Here is a 21,076-nt window from a genome sequence, read left to right on the forward strand (position 1 = left end):
AGGGCCCTCTTAATTTTAACTAAATAATTTTATTAGCGAGGTGCAGGGATCGGAGCTGCGCCGCCACCTGATCCTGGTAAACCCGGCAATCCGCCACCGACACCGCCAGAGCCTGGAAGTGGAGTGATAATTCCTCCGCCGCTCACGCCGCCGACACCGATGCCTGTGCCAATTCCAATACCGCCGCCGATAGAGCCACCAATGTAGCCTCCGCCGCCGTATGAAACTTGTTGGATTCTATATAACAAACCGTAAAGCTCTTGTTGAAGGCTTGCCACAACTTGCTGTCTTTGCATTTGTTGTTGCATGTAAGACTGCTGTTGTTGGATGTACATTTGGTATTGTTGCATCTGCATTTGCATCATTTGTTGCTGCATTTGCATTGCACCCAAACCACCGTTCATACCACCCATCATAGGCATTCCCATCATACCACCGGCCATTCCGCCCATCATTGGCATTCCCATCATGCCACCAGCCATACCGCCCATCATCGGCATGCCCATCATTCCACCCATTGGCATACCCATCATACCGCCGGCCATTCCGCCCATCGGCATTCCCATCATTCCACCCATTGGCATGCCCATAGCTCCGCCGATCATTCCACCGGCCATAGCTCCCATAGGCATTCCCATCATTCCGCCCATTGGCATACCCATCATACCGCCGGCCATTCCGCCCATCGGCATTCCCATCATTCCACCCATTGGCATGCCCATCATACCGCCGCCCATAGGCATTCCCATGACGCCACCGATGATTCCACCAGCCATGGCTCCCATAGGCATTCCCATCATTCCGCCCATCGGCATACCCATCATACCGCCGCCCATAGGCATTCCCATCATTCCACCCATTGGCATACCCATCATGCCACCGCCCATAGGCATTCCCATGACGCCGCCCATGACTCCGCCGATCATATTACCCATCGGCATACCCATCATACCGCCCATCATTGGATAGCCCATCGCTCCTGGGAACGGTCCACCCATTCCCCAAGGACCGGCCATACCCCAAGGGCCCATACCAGGCATAAAGATTCCGCCACCCATTCCGCCGCCCATGCCAGCCATCGCATATGGGTTACCCCACATACCACCACCGTTCATGCCACCGAAAGGTCCCATCATTCCGTACGCACCACCATTTGCACCAGCGCAACCGAAACCACCGGCACCGATGCCGCCACCGATTGCTCCGTAGATACCACTCCCCCCACCGATCATTTGACCGACACCTTGTGCAAGGAATGGGAAGCCGTAACCCCAAGCAGGATATGGCTGAGTTGGCCAACCGATATTTGCATTGGCATTCGCAACCATTTTATTTGTCTGATAACCCATGTAAGTCGCTGCAAGGCCAAGACCGATATTACCGATCACTGAACCCCAGTCTGTTTCAGGTTTTTGATAAGAGTAGCCTGAACCTTGTTGCATACACTCGATACAGATTCCACCCTCAGCCATTTCACGCTGTCTTTCACGTTGTTCATCAGCGTAATTTGTACGGGCATCTTGAATATCACGTTTGCTATTTTTGATTCCATTTTCCAAAGCTTCAATTTCACGTTGAAGTTTGTTGGACTGAGCGTAGCCTTTTTTGTAATCGCTCAAACCTTTTTTACAATCTTGAGCCGTCGCACGACCTTTTTCAGGCTGACGGAAACGAGCGCCATCACAGACAAGGCCACCCACGGAACCCGCTTTGTTTTCGTCACAAAGAACATCCCATTCTTTGATTGTGAATGCACGAACGTCTACAGAGTTTGCAATATCACCATTTGTTTGCGGAGTAACGATGGCAACGCCACCTTGTTCACCAGAAACGTTTCCACCGTCATCTGTTTGACCCAAATTGCTTTTGTGTCCTTTATACGAACGGCAAGTTCTGTTGTTTTCCATGTGATCGAAAACGAATTCAGAGAAGTCTTCAGAGACAACTTCTTCGACATCCCTGCGGGATTTCTCCATGTTCTTTTCGACTCTCTTCTTTTCAGATTTTTTTGCACGAAGTTGCTTTTCAGCTTCACGAATGTTGGCTTGTGCTTCTTTGATTTCATCTAGATAGCTCGAAGAACCTGCAGCAGCACCGTAATTGTAAGGGCAGGATTGCATCCCACCGTACATACCGGTTCCCCACATCTGAGCCTGAGCACCAACTGCAAAACTCATCACCAACGTGAAAGGAGCTGCAATGCGCATCCAAAATTTCATACTCGATCTCCTGAAAAGGATAAAAACACTTCTACCGTTTCACTCATCGTCAGGAGGGGATGCAGACTTGACTCATTTCTGAGCAAAATTGTTGAAAGATTGTGAAACTAGACTGTAGTCCAGCACAGTTCCCCGAACCTTTCCCATCATCATCCATGACAACAAGAGGGCCCGTGCAAAATCCTTTGCACTGCTCTTTTTCAAATCCTACACTACATTATATGACGAAGCACACAATTCTTTGTGTAGATGATGAAATAGATAATGTAGACGCTCTTGAGAGGCTGTTTCGAAAGAAATTTACAGTACTAAAGGCCACCTCAGGAAAAGAAGCATTGGAAGTCCTCGACAAAAATCCAGGACCTGTTTCACTCATCATCACTGATCAACGCATGCCTGAGATGACGGGAGTGGAGTTTTTAGAAAAAACTCTGAATTCTCATCCTGAGACAGTTCGCATTCTTCTAACTGGTTACACGGATCTTGAGTCCGTCATCATGGCTGTGAATAAAGGTCAGATCTTTAGATATCTCACAAAACCCTGGGACCCTGTGGATTTGAGCAACACCGTTGAACATGCTGTTGAACGATTTGCTTTAGGCCAAGAGTTGAAACAGAAAAATGCGGAGCTTGCGAAAGCTTTGGAAGATCTCAAAAGTTTGGATGTCGCAAAATCCAACTTTATGATTTTGATCAACCACGAATTGAAGACACCACTCACTTCGATCTTAAGTTTTTCTTCTCTTCTTTCTGAATCCAATTTGGGTGATGAAGATAAATTGATGGTCAATCGTATTACGAAGAGCGCAGAGAGACTTAAGAACCTTGTCGAAGACGTCCTTCTTGTCGTTCGTGCTGAAACTAATCAATTGAAGATCGACATGCAAAGCATCGCTTTTTCTCAATTCGATGAAGGCTTAAGTAAAGAAGTTGTCGACTTGATGACGAAGAAACAGCAGAAACTTGTGAGTAAGTTAGAACCCGTCAATGTGAAGGCCGATGTTCGTTTAATCAAACAAGTTGTCCAACGTCTTATCCACAATGCCGCCAAGTTTGGTGTTGAATCTAGCGAGATTCATCTTGAGAGCATTCGCAACGGAAACCTGCTTCGTTTCTTGGTTTCCAATAAGGGCCCTCACCTCCCCGCTTCTGTGATTGATAAAATTACAAAGCCTTTTTATATCGACGAAGATGTTATGCACCATTCAACGGGGACGGGCCTGGGTCTTACGATTTGCCAGTCCATTTTGAAATCCCATAACTCCCAACTGCAATTTAAGAATACAGATCAGGGAGTCATGGTTTTCTTCGAATTGACGGTCGGCTAGTCCGGACGGACACCGGCCCTCTTGTTTTCCTAAGTTTTAAGGCGTCGCCGCGCAAAGATTGCTCTTTGCTCGCGGCATGAAAAACTTAATCGCACTCATCACATTTATTTCATCCCTCAGCTTCGCACAAACCAAAGAGATCACGTTATCTCTTGGAGAATCTCAGAATTTATCTCTTAAAGGAAATTCTTCGGTATGGATTCAGGATCGTGACATCTTAAAAGCCGAAGGCCAAGGCTCCCGCCTTGTTATCAAAGGTTCTCGCGAAGGCAAAACGGTTTTAAAACTTGGTGATGAAACCTACCACGTGCAAGTTCTTCATCCCAATAAGACAAATTCCCTCGCGGACTTGAAAAAAGATCTGCAAGGTATCGTTGGCCTTTCAGCTCAGGTTGCAGACGGAGATCTTTTAATCAAAGGACATCTTTATCGTCTTCAAGACTGGCTAAAACTCGCCGACTTTGCACGCAGTAAATATTTTTCTTATCAAATGCGTGCAGAGATTTCTTTGGAACTGCAAAGTGCCGCCCAAAAACATCTTCAAGATTTATTTGAGCGCGCCAAACTTCCTCCTCAAACCGTTATTTTTGAGCCCTCTCCTGAAGTACGCGTCAGCGCACCTGAGCTCGCTTTTAAAAAGTATCAACAACTCTTATCGCCCTTTGGAATTGCCGTGATTCGCGATGAGAACAGTTTGGATGTTGCTCCCACAGTGAAAGTGCAAATCACCGTCGCCGAAATTAAAAGAGATCTCACTATGAAGTACGGTCTTCGCTGGCCCTCTAGTTATTCAGCTAAAATTTTGAGTACGGGGCAGCGCGAGTTGGATGATCTTCCATTCAATCTGACAGCTTTGGAAGGACAAGGTTATGGGAAAATCTTAGCAAGTCCAAACATCCTTTGCCGCAGCGGAAAGGAAGCGGAGTTTTTGGCCGGTGGAGAGTTCCCTATTAAAATTATGAATTACAAAGCTCAAGACGTCGTGTGGAAACGTTATGGAATTCTTTTGCGTGTGAAACCGAAAGCAGATGCCGCAGGACGAATCAGTCTTTCTATTGAAACAGAAGTGACGACTCTGGATGATTCTCGCAAAGTCGACGATATCCCGGGAATTCTTACTAATCGTGTCTCTAGCCACTTTGATCTGACTCGCCCACAGACAATTGCCCTTTCAGGTTTGCTTAAGAGTGAAGATGGCAATAGCTCCGAAGGACTTCCTTTTCTATCGCGCTTGCCGGTTTTAGGAGCCCTCTTTTCCAGCAAAGACTTTCGCGAAAATCGCTCTGAGCTTGTGATCTTTGTGCGTCCGACAATTCTTAAAGAAGGTGACGACGGTGAAGGTACTGAACACTTGCAAGGGAGAGCTCGTCTATGATGACCGCTGCTAAAAAAGTTTATGACTTGATTCAAGAAGATATTCAAAAAATGCCTTTGAATGAATTCTTATTGTCACCGGATGAAGCCAACAATCTGCGTTCACAAAAAGTCGAACAAATTTTAACTCGCCGTACACAAAATATGGAAAGCGACGTGCAAAAGCGTGTCCGAGTAGAAATGGAGTCCTGGGGTCCTTTATGCGAACCTATGGCGGATGAAAGTATCACGGAAATTATCGTCAACAGTCCGACTTCCATCTGGATAGAGAAAGAAGGGCGCTTACACAGGCATCCTGATTCTTTCTTTTCGGAACTGAGCTTTCGCAATTGCTTAGATCGCATCTGTCATGAAGCGAAAACTCATATTACCACTGAGTACCCTTGTGCTGACGGGAGCTTTCAGGATTTCCGTTTAAGTTTGATCGGTGCAGATTTGACAAACTCTTCCGCACACTTTTCTTTGCGCCGTCATCCTAAGAATCCTTGGACATTCTTAAAACTTGCGGAAAGGGAATGGTGTTCTCAAAAGGATCTTCATTTATTTCAACAAATCATGGAGCAACGAAAGAACTTTTTGGTGGTGGGTGCCACAGGCTCCGGTAAAACGTCCGTTCTAAATTCATTCTTAAATTTGCTTCCTGAAAATGAACGCGTGGTTGTCATTGAAGACACTTCTGAGATTGCTCTCCCCAATAAAGCCAGTATGAAATTGCTGACTCGTGAAGATCCCCAAGGAGTTCTGCCTAATGTGGATCAAACACAACTGGTGAAACGATCCTTGCGCTTAAGACCGGATCGCATCGTGATGGGCGAAGTCCGTGGCTCTGAAGCCAAAGACTTTTTGATGGCGTTGGCAACAGGTCATGCCGGAAGTTTTGGAACTCTTCATGCTCAAGATGCGGGACAGGCTTTGATTCGTCTTGAGATGCTGATTCAAATGGGCGCCCCGCAATGGAGTCTTTCGGCCATTCGCCGTTTGATACAATTGTCCCTCGACTATGTGATTGTGACAGGCAAAGACAAATCCGGGAAAAGATGTTTCAAAGGCGCTTATCGACTTTGTTCGTTGGAAGAAAACGGAATACTTTTGGAGCCCGCTGAATTTTAATTGTGAAAAATCAGGTTGTCTTCTTTATCTGATTCATCTTTCGCAATAGGAGGAGTTTCTTCCTCGACAATCACTTCCGACACAATTGCGGCTTTAAATACAGGACGTTTTATCCAGTAATAAATGACGGCCGAGACAACACCAATGAAGAAACCGATCAAGTGCGCTCGATAACTGACTTGTGGATCAAAAGCTGTAGAAGGCATAAAAACCGCTAAAGCGACTCCTACGGATCTTAGGGATCTTTGTAAAACGGTGCGCTGCTGATCTAAAAGTAAATAAAGCACCAACCACATCCCGCCCATCCAATAGACGACTCCGGAAACACCGATAAGATTTACTTGGGGATTGTAACTTAAAAGAACGAACGCATTTGTGAGACCGCCTAAAACAAAAGCGGTGATGGGAAAAACGACAAGCCCGAAATAGCCCGCAAGAAAATAACCAAATATAAAGAATAAAAGAGAATTTGAAATGAGATGTCCCAGATCCGCGTGGGCGAACAATGTCGTCCACAATCTCCAGTATTCACCTTGTGAAAATACAAAGTCGCGAGATGCTGGCATCCATTGAGAAGCTTTGGCGACGTCTTGCCAATACAGAACGCTCCCGGCTATGAGAGCTAACACGGACCACGCCGCCGCAAACCAACCGCGACCATGAGGTTTTTTCGTTAACCAAGTAGCGCGTATAACGGTCCACGACCGCGTTGCTGGCTCCATGAAGCCTCCCGTGAGGTTGAATTTGAGGCCTCAGCGGGAGATGTCAAGGTAAGGTCTTATTTATTATCCTGAACAGGATTTAAAGCGGGTTCCTGGGGACGAAGCTCTTTTTCGACAATGAAAAGTCCTTCATTGCTGTCCACTTTCTTGAGAGCCTCCTCAGATTTCGCCAAATCGCTATCGCGGGCAATATCCTTAGGGTTCGCAAAGAACTTCTGATTGAGATCTTCAATCACTTTAAGCTTCTTCACTTCACCAGGGTTTTTATAAACGGGAGAGGCCGCTGGTTCAGGAACTTGTCCTGTCTGTCTGAGTTCTTCAAGCTGTTTACTCAGAGTGATTCGATCTCCCAAGGAATTTTTTCCCATGGGTCGACCGAGTGCAGGAGCTCCTGGTCGCGCCGGTTGAGCTACCGAAATATCGGCCACTCGAGTTCGAGCGCTAGCTGGAAGAATTCCACTGATCTTTTCCATTCCACACCTCCGTGTGTGCTTAAGAAAGCCATCCATAGCTCTCTTAGAAGACGTATCGGAATAGAACGTTCAAACTTGAGACAGGGGGAAGAAAACTGGAGCTAGGTCCAGTTGATGAACTGCCAAGGGCTCGCGGGATGCCCGAGAAGTCTTTCACAAATGGATTTTACCTGGGGATCTGCCCCACCCGACCAAAAAGTGCGACCGATAAGAAAGCTCTGAGAAAATTCCATCCAAGAACCAAAACGGTCTTCAATGATCGGCGCGAGTTTTAAAATCTCAGCCCAAGCTTCATTATCTGAAAGATAGCCAGAGACAAAACTTAAACGCACGAGATGAATGTAACGAGCGGCATCCCAGGCAAGAATGTTCGACTCTTTCAGATACTTATTCGTGCTTTGCAACCAAGTCGCAAGTTTGCGATAGTCATCGTCGCTCATTTGCATCTCTTGATTTTCTGCGAAGTCGAAACAAAAGATCTGTTTAAACTTTTCCATCGCTGCAAAGTCGATATTTCCATCAGATGGCAGAGTGGATTTCAAGACATTGAACTTCGTGCGATGCCCTTGGGTACGAATGTTCTCTAAGTTACCCAGAGCGGATTTTTTATCATGAACCGCCCAAAATTCTTCAAGAATGCCGATGCAATCCGCTTTAATATCGGGTCCGTAGTTCATATCCAGACGGAAAAAGTACTCACCGATTTCGTTAAGAACTTGTTCCTTAATTTCAGGTGCTAATTCCTGGCCTTCAACCAGATCAGACCCGACAACTTGAAACAGCTCATCAAGAACTTGATTTTCTTCGACAAAAACAGCACCAAGACACATTAATTTTTTTTCTAAATCTGTTTCTGGAAGAATACGCTGCATGAAAGCTCCTTACCATCCATTCAATTACGTTTAACTTTCCATTTCAAGGTGATAGTTTATACAGATGCTTAAGAAGTTTCTACTAGGTCTAGGAGCCCTGTTTTTTATTTTGGTGGGATCGCTGATTCTCATCATGGGGTACGTTTTTAATAATCCTGACTCTGTCTTTAATGCTTTCAACTCTGTGACTGATAAGATTTTGCAGGGACAGAAATATGAGGAGAATGAAGAATTTTTTCTTCAGGGAATGAATCGTTTAACGCTGTCCTCGCGACGTGTAGATTTATCTTTGAAAATTCATGCGGGAAATACCTTAAAAGTTCACATGCACGGGAAAGTGCCGCGCTTTGAACAGGGACCATTTGTTTTACAAACGGCAGAAAAAGATGCCGTGCACATTCAGTTTCAAGAGCCCATTGCCAGCAGTTGGATTCAAATGAACGTGAATGGCCAAGAGCTGACGAAAGAATCCGATTCAAAGTTGAAAGCCGACGTGTATTTGCCGGAATCTTTCAAAGGGCAAGTCACAATTGAAACCCGCGATGGCAACGTGCACTTGCAAATTCCAGAAGATCTTCTCTATGAATTAGAACTGCAGTCCGTCTCAGGAAAGATTCAAAACAATTTAAAAACCAAGCCTGTTGCCGAAATTCTTCCTCAGGAAGTGGGGCACATCAAAGTTCAAACAACGGAAGGCTCTATCTCCGTAAATATTCCCTCGGAAGATTAAAGGAATATAAAAAAACCCCGGAGATCTTCCGGGGTTTTTATTTTCAACTATACTTTTTTCATCTCTTCTAGATTTTTCTCTGCCAGCGGGCTCAGACGAACACCGACTTCCGTCAACTGATCGCGACTGACTTCGCTTGGGCAATCCGCCATCAAGTCCGAAGCTTTCGCCGTTTTCGGGAAGGCAATCACTTCGCGGATGGCGTCTGTTCCGCACAACAGCATCACAAGGCGGTCCATACCCCAAGCAATACCACCGTGAGGAGGCGCTCCGTATTTCAAAGCATCCAACAAGAATCCAAACTTCGCTTCTTGTTGTTCTTTGTTCATACCTAAAAGACGGAACATCGCTTGTTGCAGTTCCGTGCGATAGATACGGATACTTCCGCCACCCATCTCGTAACCGTTACAAACCAAGTCGTAAGCTTTCGCGAGCATTTTCCCGTAAGAAGCTTCGTTGCCATCAATCAGATCTTGCATGAACTCGTCTTTGGGAGACGTGAACGGATGATGTCTAGACACCCAACGTTTTTCCTCGGGAGAGTACTCAAATGCCGGGAAGTCGATCACCCACAAGAAATGATCTTTAGACGTATCAATCAAGTTCAATTCTTTACCCAAGTGCAAACGCAATGTCGACAAAGCGGCGCAAGCCGTATCGAAATCATCTGCAACCACCAAAGCGCAGTCGCCGTTATTCGCGCCCACAGCTTTAAACATCTCCGCCAATTTTTCAGGGCTGAAGAATTTGGAAACTGGAGACGTCAAAGAGCCATCTGCTTCCGATTTGATCCACACAAGGCCTTTGGCTCCTGCGCGTTTCGCCATATCCGTCAATTTATCGAATTGACCGCGAGAGTATGTACCACCTTTAGGAACCGCAATACCACGCACGATTCCGCCACGAGCTAAAACGTCGTCAAAAACTTTAAAACCAGAACCTGTGACTACTTTTTGCAGATCTTTGATCTCCATACCAAAACGTGTATCAGGTTTGTCGATACCATAACGATCCATCGCTTCTTGGTAAGACATGCGCGGGATATCGCCAACGTCGACACCTTTGATTTCTTTCCAAATCGTACGCAAAAGTTTTTCGTTGATCTGCATGATGTCTTCTTGGTCAATGAAAGACATCTCCATGTCGATTTGCGAGAATTCCGGTTGACGGTCTGCACGCAAGTCTTCGTCACGGAAGCAACGAGCGATTTGGAAATAGCGGTCGTAACCAGACACCATCAAAAGCTGTTTCAAAATTTGCGGCGACTGAGGCAACGCATAGAAAGTTCCTTGATTCACGCGTGACGGAACAAGGTAATCTCTGGCGCCTTCTGGAGTGGATTTGAAAAGAATCGGAGTTTCAACCTCAACAAAGCCATTCTCAGATAAGAAACGACGAACCAACTGCGCCACTTTATGGCGAGTCAAAAGATGTTTCGTCAAACGGGGTGAACGCAGGTCCAAATAACGATGCTTCAAGCGCAAAGTCTCATTTACGTTTTCATCATCAACTTGGAATGGAGGAACCGCAGACTCATTAAGAATTTCGCAACGAACTGCTTCGATTTCGATAGCTCCTGTCGCGATTTTGTTATTCTTCATTCCCTCAGGACGCGCGCGAACAACACCCTCAACAGCAAGAACGAATTCCCCACGAAGATTTTTAGCTGAAGATGTTTCGGCTTTGTTCGGGTCCAATACAACTTGCACGATTCCTTCACGGTCACGAAGGTCGATGAAAACAAGACTTCCGTGATCTCGGCGAACATCCACCCATCCCATCAAGACAACTTTTTGTCCGACTTGGGATAAACCTAGACTTCCGCAATAGTGTGTTCTTTTAAGCTCTTTTACAAACTTCATAGCTGTGCCTTTTTTTGTGAAGGAAATACGAGCCACAGAGTGGCATATTGTCTAGGCACAGTCAAAAAGCATCTTTTTATCCCTCCCAAAATCAAGCCTTATGCTAGCAAGCACTGCAAGGCTTTGCTCTTAGGTGATACGGGCGATATACTTTTCTTCTGAACCAAGTAAAGGATGTCTGAATGCCTAAGTTTACTATTGATCACCAAAGCAGCCACAATGCCGAAGATGCCTACAAGAAAATCAAAGAATTCCTAGCAAACGATCAGGATATTCGACGCTTTGACCCAAAACTTCAGTGCTCATTTGATGATGGATCTAAGAGCGCCGCACTAAAGGGATCGCAATTTAAAGCGGATATGGCGGTCGCGGCGGCTGGCGCAGGCAGTAAAGTCTCTGTCACGGTGGATCTGCCATTGATGCTCACTCCGTTCAAAGGTAAAGTCCAAGAAACTTTGCAAAGGAAACTAGCTAAGTACCTAGGCTAAAAACTCTATGGCAAAAACCAAGGCGAAATCCTCCACTCCTGAAAAATCGACTGTAGCGAAGAAGGTTGCAAAAAAAGCATCTTCATCAAAAGCTGCGTCCGAAAATGGAAAAAAGGTCGAGCCTAAAAGCGTTGTTGCCGAAATCGTAGACGATCACAGCCACGAGGACGTCAATCCGTCGGCGGAGGCAGAAAAGGCTTACGCCGTCTCTGGACCTGAAGAAGATTTCGACGTCCATGAGCCTGCTGAAGATTCTAAATCTTTAGCAGTCAGTGATTCTTCCAAAGCCATCACCTCGGCAGATCCTTTGGTGATGTATCTGAATGAAATTCGTCGTTATAAAGTTTTAACGAGAGAAGAAGAAACGGCTCTTGCAAAAAAATATTTTGAATCTAAAGATCCCGCAGCGGCCGAAGCGTTGGTGAAAGCCAACTTACGCTTCGTCGTTAAAGTTGCCGCTGAGTATTCTAAATTTGGCTCGAAGATGATCGACCTTATTCAAGAAGGCAATGTGGGCCTGATGCACGCGGTTCGTGAGTTCAATCCCTACAAAGGGGCTCGTCTGATCACTTATGCCGTGTGGTGGATTCGCGGATACATTCAAGAGTTCTTGATGCGCCAGTATTCGATGGTGCGAATCGGAACGACTCAGAACCAAAGAAAACTTTTCTATCAACTGCAAAAAGAAAAAGAAGCGTTGGATGCAATGGGAATTGAGCCCAACACGGCGCTTATTTCTAGCCGACTCGGAATTCCTGAAGATGAAGTTCGCGATATGGCGATGCGTATGTCTGGTCGGGATATGAGCTTAGATCGCCCTTTGGATGAAGACTCCACCACAAGTTTAGGCGATATGCAGAAGAACGTGAATGATCAGCCTTTGGATGAAGTTCTTGCCAAAGAAGAACAACTGGAAATTCTCAAACAAAAAATTGAAGAGATTCGTCCGGAGCTTTCTGATCGTGAGAAAATTATTTTGGATGAACGCATCCTCAACGATGATCCCCTCACCTTGCAAGAAATCGGCGAAAAATACGGCATTACTCGCGAGGCCGTTCGCCAAATGGAAGCGCGCTTGATGAAGAAAATCAAAGCCAAGATGGACGAAGAGATTTCTGATTAATTCAAGCGGCCCCAAAACCGCTTCGTCCTTGATGATTTCCCGAGTTTTAAGCTCAGCTCACCCACTAGCCGATACTTGTCCTAATTTGTGTCTTAAGCCCTTATGGGGATTTACGGGCTCTCTAACTACATGAAGTGATTAGCAAAAGCAGAATCAGCAACAGTAGCTTAAGAAATTCCTTAAATTGCCGAAAAGAATCTTGTTCAGAGGTTCTTTTCATAAGAGTCTCCTTTGCAGAGGAAAACTCTCGTCCATAAGAAAGCGGTCCTAGGGCCGCTTTTATTTTTTGCAAGAATCAGTTCCTTGTTCATCGTTGATGAGCATTCCCTCCAGCGAGGGGTACATCTGTTTTTCGGACAAAACTCTTTACGATTTGTAACTCTCGGTGAACTTGATATTCGTGTAGCGACATAAAATATTGAGCACTTGTGACCGATAAAGATCTTATGAAGATCCATTTTATTCTGGCGACACTAGTTTTCATTTTAAGCGGCTGCACTCACTTTCAACGTCAACCTTCGTCTGTTACTGCAGCGGAAGCTCTTTCGAATTCTGACAAAGCCATCTATGAAAAACTTCTGAAGGACAGTCTTCTTTTTTACAACCACGTTTTGCGCGATCCAAATTCAGGGCAATACTATGATGCTGTTAATTTAGATCCCTCTTCACCACCCGACTATAATAGCTCTGTTGCTTCCACGGGTATGGGATTGATTGCCCTAGCTCTAGCTGATGCCACAAGTGTTGATACCGGTGCACGGGCGAAAGCACTTCAGTCTCTTTCCTTTATTCTGGGTGAAGGATACATTCAGGGTGCGAGATACGAATCTGTCCGTTCTAAAACAGGTTGGTTTCGTCATTGGTTTGATGCACGCACAGGCAAAAACAACTCAGCTTCTAAAGGTGATGGATTTTCCACGGTCGACACAGCTATTCTTGCAGCGGGAGCACAGATAGCCGCCAACTATTTCTCCGCAACAGGACAAGATCCGGATGGTCAGCTTCGCAAACTTGCAGATCATATTCTCTTGTCGGTTCATTGGGCCACGGCAGTGGCTGACGTCGATAAGGGCCGATTGTATTTAAATTATAATCTTGAAACAGAGCAAGGACTCGGAACCACGGCAGTCTTTAATGAATATCTCGTTGTGGCCTGCATGGGAAAATATGCGGAAACAAAATCCGGCAAACCCGGAAAGATGAGTGCGATGTGGGATCTGCACTATGGGCAACCTCACAAACTTCCCCACAAAGAATATCAAGGCATTCAACTTATGACCGATCATCCCGGTCACTATCTTTCAAGCTTTACAGTTCAATTCGTCAACTATCTGTGTGGGGCCGCCAATCACAGCGAAGCCTATCTTAGAAATATGGCAAACTCACAGAAAGCAGATCGTCTTTGGTTTTCTCAACAATCGAACAAAGCATACATGTGGGGCTTGGGAGCTGGAGAAGTCCGCTATCGTGATCCAAGCACAAACCAAATCAGATCGTCGTATCATGCCAATGCCATCAACGAAAATCCGCACCTCATAGTCTCACCCCATATTATCGCCGGATTTATTCCCGTCTATCCCGAGGGACTCGCCGACCTGGTGACAATGGTTCGCAACAAAGAATGCATTTACAACTACGGTTCTTATGAAATTTTATGGAGATGCAGTTTGATGGATCTACAACTCCCCATTGATCGCCTGCAGTCTATTGATTACTCTTCGATGTTCTTGGGATTGGCAACGGCAGATCCAAGAGTAGGAATGGATTTCTTCCGTCACCACTCAGCCTTCACTAATGAGGCTTTCTTTCCAAAAGAAGGCGCAAACCGTATACTTGAACAAAGACGAAAATAATAACCATAAACTTAATAAAGAAGTCGAGAATCTGCTCCAAAACAGGTTCCGACGAGTGCCCACGCAGCTCCTGAACGCTGAGTAAAAGTGCACCCGCGACAAGATTGGTGAAAACAATGCCTGACTGCATTTCATTTAGTAAAATGATAGGTGTTAGGACAATGATGAGCACACACATAATGACGTATTGCCCGACCACCGGCAGAGTCAAAACAAAGATAAGAGAGATGTACATTAATATACATTGCAGAATCACTGCTTCTTTATTCTTATTTATATGAAAGAGTCGTGATCCAACGGCGCCTACTAAAGCGATAACAGCAATAAATCCCAATTTTTCAACTTCAATACCCATGACAAAATAATAGAAACAGAAGACGAAGCTGACACACCAAATGCTTAAACTGATATAAGAACCGAGCCTATTCTGACTGAGCTTAAAATCTTGGCCGGCCGAAAAGGGGTTCAAAAATTTTGCGAACATATTTCCTCTAGAGCTATCATATCCTCAAAAAATCACTCCAGTGATTTCATTCCTGCAAAGTTTTAAAACAAATTTAGCTTTGAGGAAATAAGAAAAGAAAAGGGTTCTGATGACAGAACCCTTTTCTTGTTTCGCAATTTTTATTTAAACGACTATGCGATTTCCAACTCACCGGCGCCAATCGTCGCCGCCAGCTTGGCGCGAAGACGCGCGACTGCTTGAGCATGCAATTGGGAAACGCGGGACTCTGTCACTCTCAAAACTTGGCCGATCTCTTTAAGGTTGAGATCTTCATAGTAATAAAGGGAAAGCACCAAACGCTGTCTCTCTGGAAGTTCTTCGATAGCTTGAGCGACAACTTCCTTGATGTTCTTAACATTCAGCTGATTGAAAGGACTGTTCGTGCGAGAGCCTTCCAAAATATCCATGATGGATTTTTTATCCGTATTGCTGAATGTCGTTGCCTGATCAATCGGAAGAAGACTGACAGGACGCACTTGGTTTACAAGATCATGGAATTCATCAATCGTGACATTGAGGGCTTTGGCAACTTCTTCATCCGTTGGGGAACGGCCCAGGTCCGCTTCAAGTTGAACCATGGTTTTATCAAGAAGTTTTGCTTTGTCACGAATCGAACGCGGAACCCAGTCTTGAGCACGAAGTTCGTCAAGAATGGCACCGCGAATACGGAATTCCGCATAAGTTTTGAATTTATTGTCGCGAGTTGAATCGTATTTCTCAATCGCATCCATCAAACCGATCACACCCGCAGAGATCAAATCATCCAACTCGATATTTGAGGGAAGACGTACGGCGATTTTTTGCGCGATGAACTTAATCAACGGCGCATATTCTTTAATGAGATCATCTTTTTGATTAGCAGCAAGCTTACGTGGCTCTTCTTTGTACTTCTTCAACAGTGCCGCATTTTTCCCCATATTTTTCCCTCTTAAGAACTATGTTAACAAACAGGTCCGTGAGCTGAAAGTCCAAATCTGCTATGCAAATCCAACGACCTGATCCCAGAACATCTGCATTCCACCCGTAGATTCGATTTGCTTAGAAGATTTCTCTATCTGATTGCAAATTTGACGAATCGCTTTTGATGATTCTGCACCCACATCTTGTCTCACAATGAGACGTTGCATCTGAATTGCCTTACGCAAAACGACGTCATTCGGGATCGAACCCCAGTAGTCCAGACCTATGTAGAGAAACTTGTTTACGACATCATTAAAGCGTTGATAGAGGCCCAAACCCTCTTGTTCATCGCGCACTTGATTGCAAACAATGGAGAAGTGATTCACTTTGTAGTTCTTATGCAGAACTTTGATTAAAGCATAGGCATCTGCAAAACTGGCAGGATCCGGAGTGATCACTACCGACACCGTTTGCGCTGCTGAGTTTAAGAACAATACATTTTCAGCAATGCCTGGAGCCGTATCAATCAACAGATAGTCAAAGCCCAAAGGCAATGAACTCACAGCTTCCACCATCGCTCTTCTTTCGAAATGGTTCATGTGGTTGAACTCCACAACACCACTTCCGCCGGGAATCAAAAACACATCTTTGGAAACTTCCGTCAGAATGTCTTTCATCTCTTTGCGACCGGCCAAAATATCGTGAATGTTTCCTTGGGTTTTTACACCAAAAAGAATATCCACATTGGCCATGCCCAAGTCGCCATCCAGGATGAGGACTTTCTTACCTCGTTGTGACAAAGTTAATGCCAGGTTCGCCACCAAAGTGGTTTTACCAACACCGCCTTTGCCCGAAGTGATACTGATCGTTCTTGTACGATGCATATCAAAGGAATTCATTTTTCTCATACTGCTTCTGAATCCTGTTGTTTAAGTTTTGTAATTTTAAAAATGAGATCCAAAAGACGTTCCTTTGTTGCAAACTCAAAGTCCTCAGGAACACGGGAGCCGATTCCAAATGAGTGCAAAGGAACATCAAAACGTTTCATAAAGTTATAAATGGTTCCGTGCTGAGTAGATTCATCCAAAGAAGTGAAGATCACGTCTTTGTAACCAAGAACGGAATAACGACGACCCAATTCAGTGGCATCACTGTCTTTGGCATTCGTTGAAAGAGTTAAATGGATATTTGGATTCAAAGCTGAAGGCGGCAATAAGCTCTTCAACATGTGAATCTCATCATTGCTCTTAAGGCTTAAGCCCGTGTAGTCCACCAGCACGCAATCCACATTGGCAAGATAGCGCATCAAGTTTGTCCAATCATTCTGTGTGCGAATCACAGAGAACGGAACATTCAAGATTTGTGCGTAGATTTTCATTTGATCCGCGGCACCCACTTTGAAAGTGTCTGTCGTGAAAAGAGCAATCTTCTTACCTTCACGAACCACCATCTGGCTTGCCATTTTGATCAAAGCTGATGTTTTACCACTTCCCGCAGGTCCCACGAAACAGTGGATTTTACCGCTCGTTGGGTTGTGAGAAATCTTTGTTGTATCCAAAACGTGGCGAGCGACGAACGCTTCAACCAAGGAACGATTTTTAAGTTTCAGTGCTGGCAACGTCTCTTGTGCATTCGTCAGAATCTCTGCCGCAATTTCCGGAGCCATGCCTGCACTAGTGAGTTTTTCAAAAACAAAACTCAAATCGTAATTAATGCCATAGTCAGCTCCGGGATGAGATCCCACGAAACTTTGTGGCATTTGTTGGAACTGAGTGATGACTTGTTTCAAACTGGCAATTTCATTCTTAAGAGCCGTGATCTCTGCCGCTTCCGCCGGAGCTGAAACCGCTTTTTTCACCACGGGTGCCGCTTGTTGCTGCTGTTGTTGAGCCGCCCTTTTCGCAGTTCCTCTCAAGATATCCTCTTGCTCCTGGAATGCGTTCAAAGCTCTTTGGGCCGCAGAGCGAACTCTTTCTTCAGCCACCTGTTTCTGACGAGACAATTCTGCTTCGTCTTCGATATCGATGTAACGACGTTGCGTGATGGGAGCAGGTGCCTGTGTTTTTTGCACATGCTTTTCCACCATCTTGTGGATCAATTCTTTTTGCTGACGAGCCGGGCTCTTCAAGAATTTTTCACGATCCTGTTCACGCAATCTTGATTCTGCAAATTTTTTCTTTTGCAAAGTTTCTTCCGAAACCGCCGCTGTGATTTCCACACTTCCCTCACCAACAAGGCCGAAGCTCTTATTGTTGTCACGTGCAGAAAGAATGATGGCGTCAGGACCTAGCTGGGTCTTGACCATCTCAAGGGCTTCTTTCATTGTTCTGGCTTCAAATTTCTTAACCTGCATGGCTCATCTCCACGAGTGCAACCGATTGTACATCCGCATCTGAAGTCAATTCATTGTGTGACAACACAACTAGCTGAGGGATAAAACGGGACGTTAATTTATATAAATGACGACGGGAAGTTGGACTTGTCAGCAAGATCGGCTGACTTGCCACTTCCGGATGATTTTCCACTGTACGAGCAATTTCATTGATCAAACGATGTGCGGAACTTGGATCCATCACAAGTTGAACACCCTGCTCTGTTTGCAACAGTGAGTTGGCAATCATCTCTTCAATCACCGGATGCAAAGTCATCACCGGGATATTGCCTTGATCTGTTGTGTACTTCGCAGTGATTCCGCGAGCCAAACCACGACGAACTTGCTCTGTGAGCACTTCAATATCTTTATTGCGAGGAGCTTCATCCGCCAATGTTTCAAAGATCGTCAATAGATCACGGATAGAAACTTGCTCTTTCAACAAGCTTTGCAGAACACGCACCACAGATCCCAATGGCAATAGATCTGGGATAAGTTCTTCCACCACTTTAGGATGAGATTTCTTAAAGTTCTCAATAAGAGTGGACGCCTCTTGACGGCCAAGCAACTCATGGGCATGCGAACGAACGATTTCCGTAAGGTGAGTCGCCATAACTGTTGGCAAATCCACCACCGTGTAACCAGCGATTTCGGCATCTTCTTTGCGAGCTGGAGAAATCCAAAGAGCATCCAACCCGAACGCAGGTTCTTTTGTTGGAATACCTTCAATACGCTCCGCCACATTTCCTGGATCCATGGCAAGCATCGCTTCAGGACGAAGAGTTCCGCCTCCGACTCTGTTACCTTTAATCAGAACGCGGTATTCACCCGGAGCCAATTGCAAGTTGTCGCGGATGTGAATGCTTGGCACCACGATACCCAAATCCAAAGCAAATTGCTTACGGATACTGACGATACGTTCAAGCAAGTCACCGCTCTGATCCGATTCAACAATGTTGATCAAACCATAACCAACTTCGAGTTCCACCATATCCAGTGGCAACATCGTCTCGATATTTTCTTTTTTCGGAGCTGCCAACGCTTGATCGGATTGTTTCTTTTCCGCTTCCGCTTTTTCAAAACGGGCTTTCTTAATAATCCAAGCTGTTCCGCACAACAGACCACCCATCAAAAGGAATGGAATCGTTGGCAAACCCGGAACCAGACCCATCAAGATCAACACGCCACCTGAAATCATCACGGCGCGAGGTTTAACAAAAAGTTGTCCCGTAACTTCTTCACCGACGTCTTTGTCAGAGTTCGAAGTACGAGTAACGATGATACCGGCAGCTGTTGAGATCACAAGAGCCGGGATCTGAGCAAGAAGACCGTCACCGATGGTGAGCATCGTGTAGTATTTTGCCGCTGTTCCCACATCAAGGCCTTTTTGAATAACCCCGATAGCCAAACCACCCAAAATATTGATCATGGTGATAATGATACCGGCGATAGCATCACCACGAACGAACTTCGAGGCACCATCCATCGCTCCGTAAAAATCCGCTTCGCCTTCGATCTGCTTACGGCGCTTGCGAGCTTCCGCTTCTGTGATATGACCCGAGTTCAACTCAGCATCAATCGACATTTGCTTACCAGGCATTGCATCCAAAGTGAAACGAGCTGCAACTTCCGCCACGCGGCCCGAACCTTTTGTGATGACCATGAAGTTGATGACCATCAAGATGATGAACATCACAAAACCGATCACGTAGTTTCCACCGACAACGAAGTTCGCGAAAGACGCGATCACGTCACCGGCCGCTTTTTCACCTTCATGTCCGTGCGTTAAAATCAAACGTGTTGTTGCCACGTTCAAAGACAGACGGAATAACGTCGTCATGAGAAGCAACGAAGGGAAAGAAGTGAAATCCAGAGCTCTATCGGTATAGATACTGACCAAAAGGATCAAGACACTGATCGCCAAAGAGAAGGTCAAGGAGATGTCGAGCATGAACGGTGGCAATGGGATGATCATCACCGCTAAGACTGCGAGCAATCCACACGCGATAAAAAGATCCGTATTCTTCGTGATCTTGTCGAATCTTTTTAGGAATTGAAACACTTGATCCATTATCTTTTCTTCCTACGCAAACGATAAACATACGAAAGCACTTCTGCCACAGCGACGAAAAGCTCCCGAGGAATAACTTGTCCAATTTTCATTGTTTTAAAGATCGTACGAGCCAACGGCTTGTTTTCCACGATAGGAATATTGTGCTCGCGCGCAATCTCCTTGATCTTTTCTGCTACGTGGTCAGCGCCCATCGCAATTAGTTGCGGGGCTGGTAAATTGTCAGAGTATTTTAAAACAACCGCAATGTGCGTCGGGTTCGTGATGATGACGTCCGCTTTAGGAACTTCCGCCATCATTCTCTTACTCGCCATCTCCCTTTGGATACGACGAATACGAGATTTGATCATCGGATCACCCTCGCGTTGTTTATGTTCTTCTTTGACCTCTTGTTTGGTCATCATCATTTTCTTTTCAAGATCCCAGCGCTGATAGAAGTAGTCAGCCAATGCGATGATGAGCATCACCGCACCCACGCCGCCCAAAAGCTTCACGACAACAGCACCCAAGTACATCAAGATTTGTTCGATCGAGAATGTCAGCATGTAAGGAACTTGACGAACCTCACCGCGCAAAAGGAAATAGAGAACGATTCCCACCGCTCCCATTTTCAAAATGGATTTCAAAGCTTCAACCACCGCGCGCAAACTGAACACGCGTTTGAAACCTTCCACAGGACTCAATTTTTCAAAGTTAGGAGAAAGTGCGTCTTCCACTTGCAGGAAGCCCACTTGCATGATCGAAGAAGCAGCACCGATAACACCGGCCATGCCCATCACGGGTGCCATAAGGATCAAAGCTTTTTCTCCACAGAAACGGAAAGCGTCCGTGAATTTTCCTTCACGCACTAGCACAACCATATCGTTTCCAAAGGAGTATTGAAAAACTTCGTAGAGATTTTTGAAGAAGAAACGACCCAAGGCATACACGCACCCAGCCGCCGCCAGTAAAATAACTGCCGACGCAAGTTCCTTTGTATGGGCGACATTCCCTCGTTTGCGAAACTCTTCCCGTCTCGCATCCGTCGCCTGTTCGGTCTTTTCACCGTTCTCTTCAGCCATCTCGTTCCTTCCTA

At 45.5% G+C, this 21,076-nt stretch carries 18 protein-coding genes; 7 read left to right on the forward strand and 11 right to left on the reverse strand.

The genetic code is table 11. The features are described from left to right. Window positions 1-32 precede the first annotated feature (32 nt). The gene (locus ACL934_RS16685) at window positions 33-2,219 is read right to left on the reverse strand and encodes a hypothetical protein (RefSeq protein ID WP_413612636.1); all 2,187 of its coding nucleotides are present in this window, start codon (window positions 2,217-2,219) and stop codon (window positions 33-35) included. A gap of 221 nt (window positions 2,220-2,440) precedes the next feature. On the opposite strand from ACL934_RS16685, the gene ACL934_RS16690 reads away from it, so the two are divergent. The 3 genes from ACL934_RS16690 (at window position 2,441) to ACL934_RS16700 (ending at window position 6,031) form a co-directional block, all read left to right on the forward strand. Next, window positions 2,441-3,547: a response regulator gene (locus ACL934_RS16690; protein WP_413613501.1), complete on the forward strand. Its 1,107-nt coding sequence runs from the start codon at window positions 2,441-2,443 to the stop codon at window positions 3,545-3,547. A gap of 76 nt (window positions 3,548-3,623) precedes the next feature. Beyond that, window positions 3,624-4,922, forward strand: coding sequence for a pilus assembly protein (locus ACL934_RS16695; protein WP_413612637.1), 1,299 nt, complete (start codon window positions 3,624-3,626; stop codon window positions 4,920-4,922). After that, window positions 4,919-6,031 carry a CpaF family protein gene (locus tag ACL934_RS16700; RefSeq protein ID WP_413612638.1) on the forward strand — a complete coding sequence of 371 codons (1,113 nt, stop codon included), beginning with the start codon at window positions 4,919-4,921 and terminating at the stop codon, window positions 6,029-6,031. The genes ACL934_RS16695 and ACL934_RS16700 overlap by 4 nt, the downstream gene beginning before the upstream one ends. Here ACL934_RS16700 and ACL934_RS16705 read toward each other — a convergent pair. From ACL934_RS16705 to ACL934_RS16715, 3 genes are all read right to left on the reverse strand, one after another. Next, a complete protein-coding gene (locus tag ACL934_RS16705; RefSeq protein ID WP_413612639.1) occupies window positions 6,028-6,753 on the reverse strand; it encodes a rhomboid family intramembrane serine protease in 726 nt (241 codons plus the stop codon). The two genes, ACL934_RS16700 and ACL934_RS16705, sit on opposite strands and share 4 nt — an antisense overlap. Window positions 6,754-6,809: 56 nt before the next feature. Continuing rightward, complete coding sequence (locus ACL934_RS16710; RefSeq protein ID WP_374075404.1) at window positions 6,810-7,226, reverse strand: hypothetical protein; 417 nt, start codon at window positions 7,224-7,226, stop codon at window positions 6,810-6,812. 101 nt (window positions 7,227-7,327) lie between these two features. Beyond that, window positions 7,328-8,098 carry a DUF1266 domain-containing protein gene (locus tag ACL934_RS16715; RefSeq protein ID WP_413612640.1) on the reverse strand — a complete coding sequence of 257 codons (771 nt, stop codon included), beginning with the start codon at window positions 8,096-8,098 and terminating at the stop codon, window positions 7,328-7,330. A gap of 64 nt (window positions 8,099-8,162) precedes the next feature. Here ACL934_RS16715 and ACL934_RS16720 point away from each other — a divergent pair, with 64 nt between their 5' ends. Then, the gene (locus tag ACL934_RS16720) at window positions 8,163-8,828 is read left to right on the forward strand and encodes a hypothetical protein (protein WP_413612641.1); all 666 of its coding nucleotides are present in this window, start codon (window positions 8,163-8,165) and stop codon (window positions 8,826-8,828) included. A gap of 47 nt (window positions 8,829-8,875) precedes the next feature. Here ACL934_RS16720 and aspS read toward each other — a convergent pair whose 3' ends face one another. Next, on the reverse strand, window positions 8,876-10,690 hold the full coding sequence (gene aspS / locus ACL934_RS16725; RefSeq protein ID WP_413612642.1) for an aspartate--tRNA ligase: 1,815 nt from the start codon (window positions 10,688-10,690) through the stop codon (window positions 8,876-8,878). Between the two features lie 182 nt (window positions 10,691-10,872). Between aspS and ACL934_RS16730 the strand changes: the two genes are divergently transcribed. The 3 genes from ACL934_RS16730 (at window position 10,873) to ACL934_RS16740 (ending at window position 14,154) form a co-directional block, all read left to right on the forward strand. Beyond that, the gene (locus ACL934_RS16730) at window positions 10,873-11,178 is read left to right on the forward strand and encodes a polyhydroxyalkanoic acid system family protein (RefSeq protein ID WP_374075411.1); all 306 of its coding nucleotides are present in this window, start codon (window positions 10,873-10,875) and stop codon (window positions 11,176-11,178) included. A 7-nt stretch (window positions 11,179-11,185) separates the two neighbouring features. Beyond that, window positions 11,186-12,301, forward strand: a complete 1,116-nt coding sequence (locus ACL934_RS16735) for an RNA polymerase factor sigma-32 (protein WP_413612643.1) — start codon at window positions 11,186-11,188, stop codon at window positions 12,299-12,301. A gap of 446 nt (window positions 12,302-12,747) precedes the next feature. Continuing rightward, window positions 12,748-14,154 (forward strand): hypothetical protein, encoded by a 1,407-nt coding sequence (locus ACL934_RS16740; protein ID WP_374075415.1) that lies wholly within the window; start codon window positions 12,748-12,750, stop codon window positions 14,152-14,154. On the opposite strand, the gene ACL934_RS16745 is transcribed toward ACL934_RS16740, so the two are convergent. The 6 genes from ACL934_RS16745 to flhB form a co-directional block, all read right to left on the reverse strand. Continuing rightward, entirely contained in the window at window positions 14,093-14,638 is a 546-nt protein-coding gene (locus ACL934_RS16745) for a hypothetical protein (protein WP_413612644.1), read from the reverse strand. The two genes, ACL934_RS16740 and ACL934_RS16745, sit on opposite strands and share 62 nt — an antisense overlap. Window positions 14,639-14,790: 152 nt before the next feature. Beyond that, window positions 14,791-15,576: a FliA/WhiG family RNA polymerase sigma factor gene (locus ACL934_RS16750; RefSeq protein WP_374075418.1), complete on the reverse strand. Its 786-nt coding sequence runs from the start codon at window positions 15,574-15,576 to the stop codon at window positions 14,791-14,793. Between the two features lie 60 nt (window positions 15,577-15,636). After that, window positions 15,637-16,467: a MinD/ParA family protein gene (locus ACL934_RS16755; RefSeq protein WP_374075421.1), complete on the reverse strand. Its 831-nt coding sequence runs from the start codon at window positions 16,465-16,467 to the stop codon at window positions 15,637-15,639. Further along, window positions 16,464-17,912, reverse strand: coding sequence for a flagellar biosynthesis protein FlhF (gene flhF / locus ACL934_RS16760; RefSeq protein ID WP_374075424.1), 1,449 nt, complete (start codon window positions 17,910-17,912; stop codon window positions 16,464-16,466). The genes ACL934_RS16755 and flhF overlap by 4 nt, the downstream gene beginning before the upstream one ends. Beyond that, window positions 17,902-20,001 (reverse strand): flagellar biosynthesis protein FlhA, encoded by a 2,100-nt coding sequence (flhA, locus tag ACL934_RS16765; RefSeq protein WP_374075426.1) that lies wholly within the window; start codon window positions 19,999-20,001, stop codon window positions 17,902-17,904. The genes flhF and flhA overlap by 11 nt, the downstream gene beginning before the upstream one ends. After that, on the reverse strand, window positions 20,001-21,062 hold the full coding sequence (gene flhB, locus ACL934_RS16770) for a flagellar biosynthesis protein FlhB (RefSeq protein WP_374075428.1): 1,062 nt from the start codon (window positions 21,060-21,062) through the stop codon (window positions 20,001-20,003). The genes flhA and flhB overlap by 1 nt, the downstream gene beginning before the upstream one ends. Window positions 21,063-21,076: the final 14 nt, after the last annotated feature.

This window comes from Bdellovibrio sp. HCB-110 (assembly GCF_047323225.1).
Taxonomy (GTDB): Bacteria; Bdellovibrionota; Bdellovibrionia; order Bdellovibrionales; family Bdellovibrionaceae; genus Bdellovibrio.

Coding starts and splice junctions, on each gene's coding strand:
- ACL934_RS16685 (WP_413612636.1), bottom strand. CDS start 2,219: ATGAAATTTTGGATGCGCATTGCAGCTCCTTTCACGTTGGTGATGAGT.
- ACL934_RS16690 (WP_413613501.1), top strand. CDS start 2,441: ATGACGAAGCACACAATTCTTTGTGTAGATGATGAAATAGATAATGTA.
- ACL934_RS16695 (WP_413612637.1), top strand. CDS start 3,624: ATGAAAAACTTAATCGCACTCATCACATTTATTTCATCCCTCAGCTTC.
- ACL934_RS16700 (WP_413612638.1), top strand. CDS start 4,919: ATGATGACCGCTGCTAAAAAAGTTTATGACTTGATTCAAGAAGATATT.
- ACL934_RS16705 (WP_413612639.1), bottom strand. CDS start 6,753: ATGGAGCCAGCAACGCGGTCGTGGACCGTTATACGCGCTACTTGGTTA.
- ACL934_RS16710 (WP_374075404.1), bottom strand. CDS start 7,226: ATGGAAAAGATCAGTGGAATTCTTCCAGCTAGCGCTCGAACTCGAGTG.
- ACL934_RS16715 (WP_413612640.1), bottom strand. CDS start 8,098: ATGCAGCGTATTCTTCCAGAAACAGATTTAGAAAAAAAATTAATGTGT.
- ACL934_RS16720 (WP_413612641.1), top strand. CDS start 8,163: ATGCTTAAGAAGTTTCTACTAGGTCTAGGAGCCCTGTTTTTTATTTTG.
- aspS (WP_413612642.1), bottom strand. CDS start 10,690: ATGAAGTTTGTAAAAGAGCTTAAAAGAACACACTATTGCGGAAGTCTA.
- ACL934_RS16730 (WP_374075411.1), top strand. CDS start 10,873: ATGCCTAAGTTTACTATTGATCACCAAAGCAGCCACAATGCCGAAGAT.
- ACL934_RS16735 (WP_413612643.1), top strand. CDS start 11,186: ATGGCAAAAACCAAGGCGAAATCCTCCACTCCTGAAAAATCGACTGTA.
- ACL934_RS16740 (WP_374075415.1), top strand. CDS start 12,748: ATGAAGATCCATTTTATTCTGGCGACACTAGTTTTCATTTTAAGCGGC.
- ACL934_RS16745 (WP_413612644.1), bottom strand. CDS start 14,638: ATGTTCGCAAAATTTTTGAACCCCTTTTCGGCCGGCCAAGATTTTAAG.
- ACL934_RS16750 (WP_374075418.1), bottom strand. CDS start 15,576: ATGGGGAAAAATGCGGCACTGTTGAAGAAGTACAAAGAAGAGCCACGT.
- ACL934_RS16755 (WP_374075421.1), bottom strand. CDS start 16,467: ATGAGAAAAATGAATTCCTTTGATATGCATCGTACAAGAACGATCAGT.
- flhF (WP_374075424.1), bottom strand. CDS start 17,912: ATGCAGGTTAAGAAATTTGAAGCCAGAACAATGAAAGAAGCCCTTGAG.
- flhA (WP_374075426.1), bottom strand. CDS start 20,001: ATGGATCAAGTGTTTCAATTCCTAAAAAGATTCGACAAGATCACGAAG.
- flhB (WP_374075428.1), bottom strand. CDS start 21,062: ATGGCTGAAGAGAACGGTGAAAAGACCGAACAGGCGACGGATGCGAGA.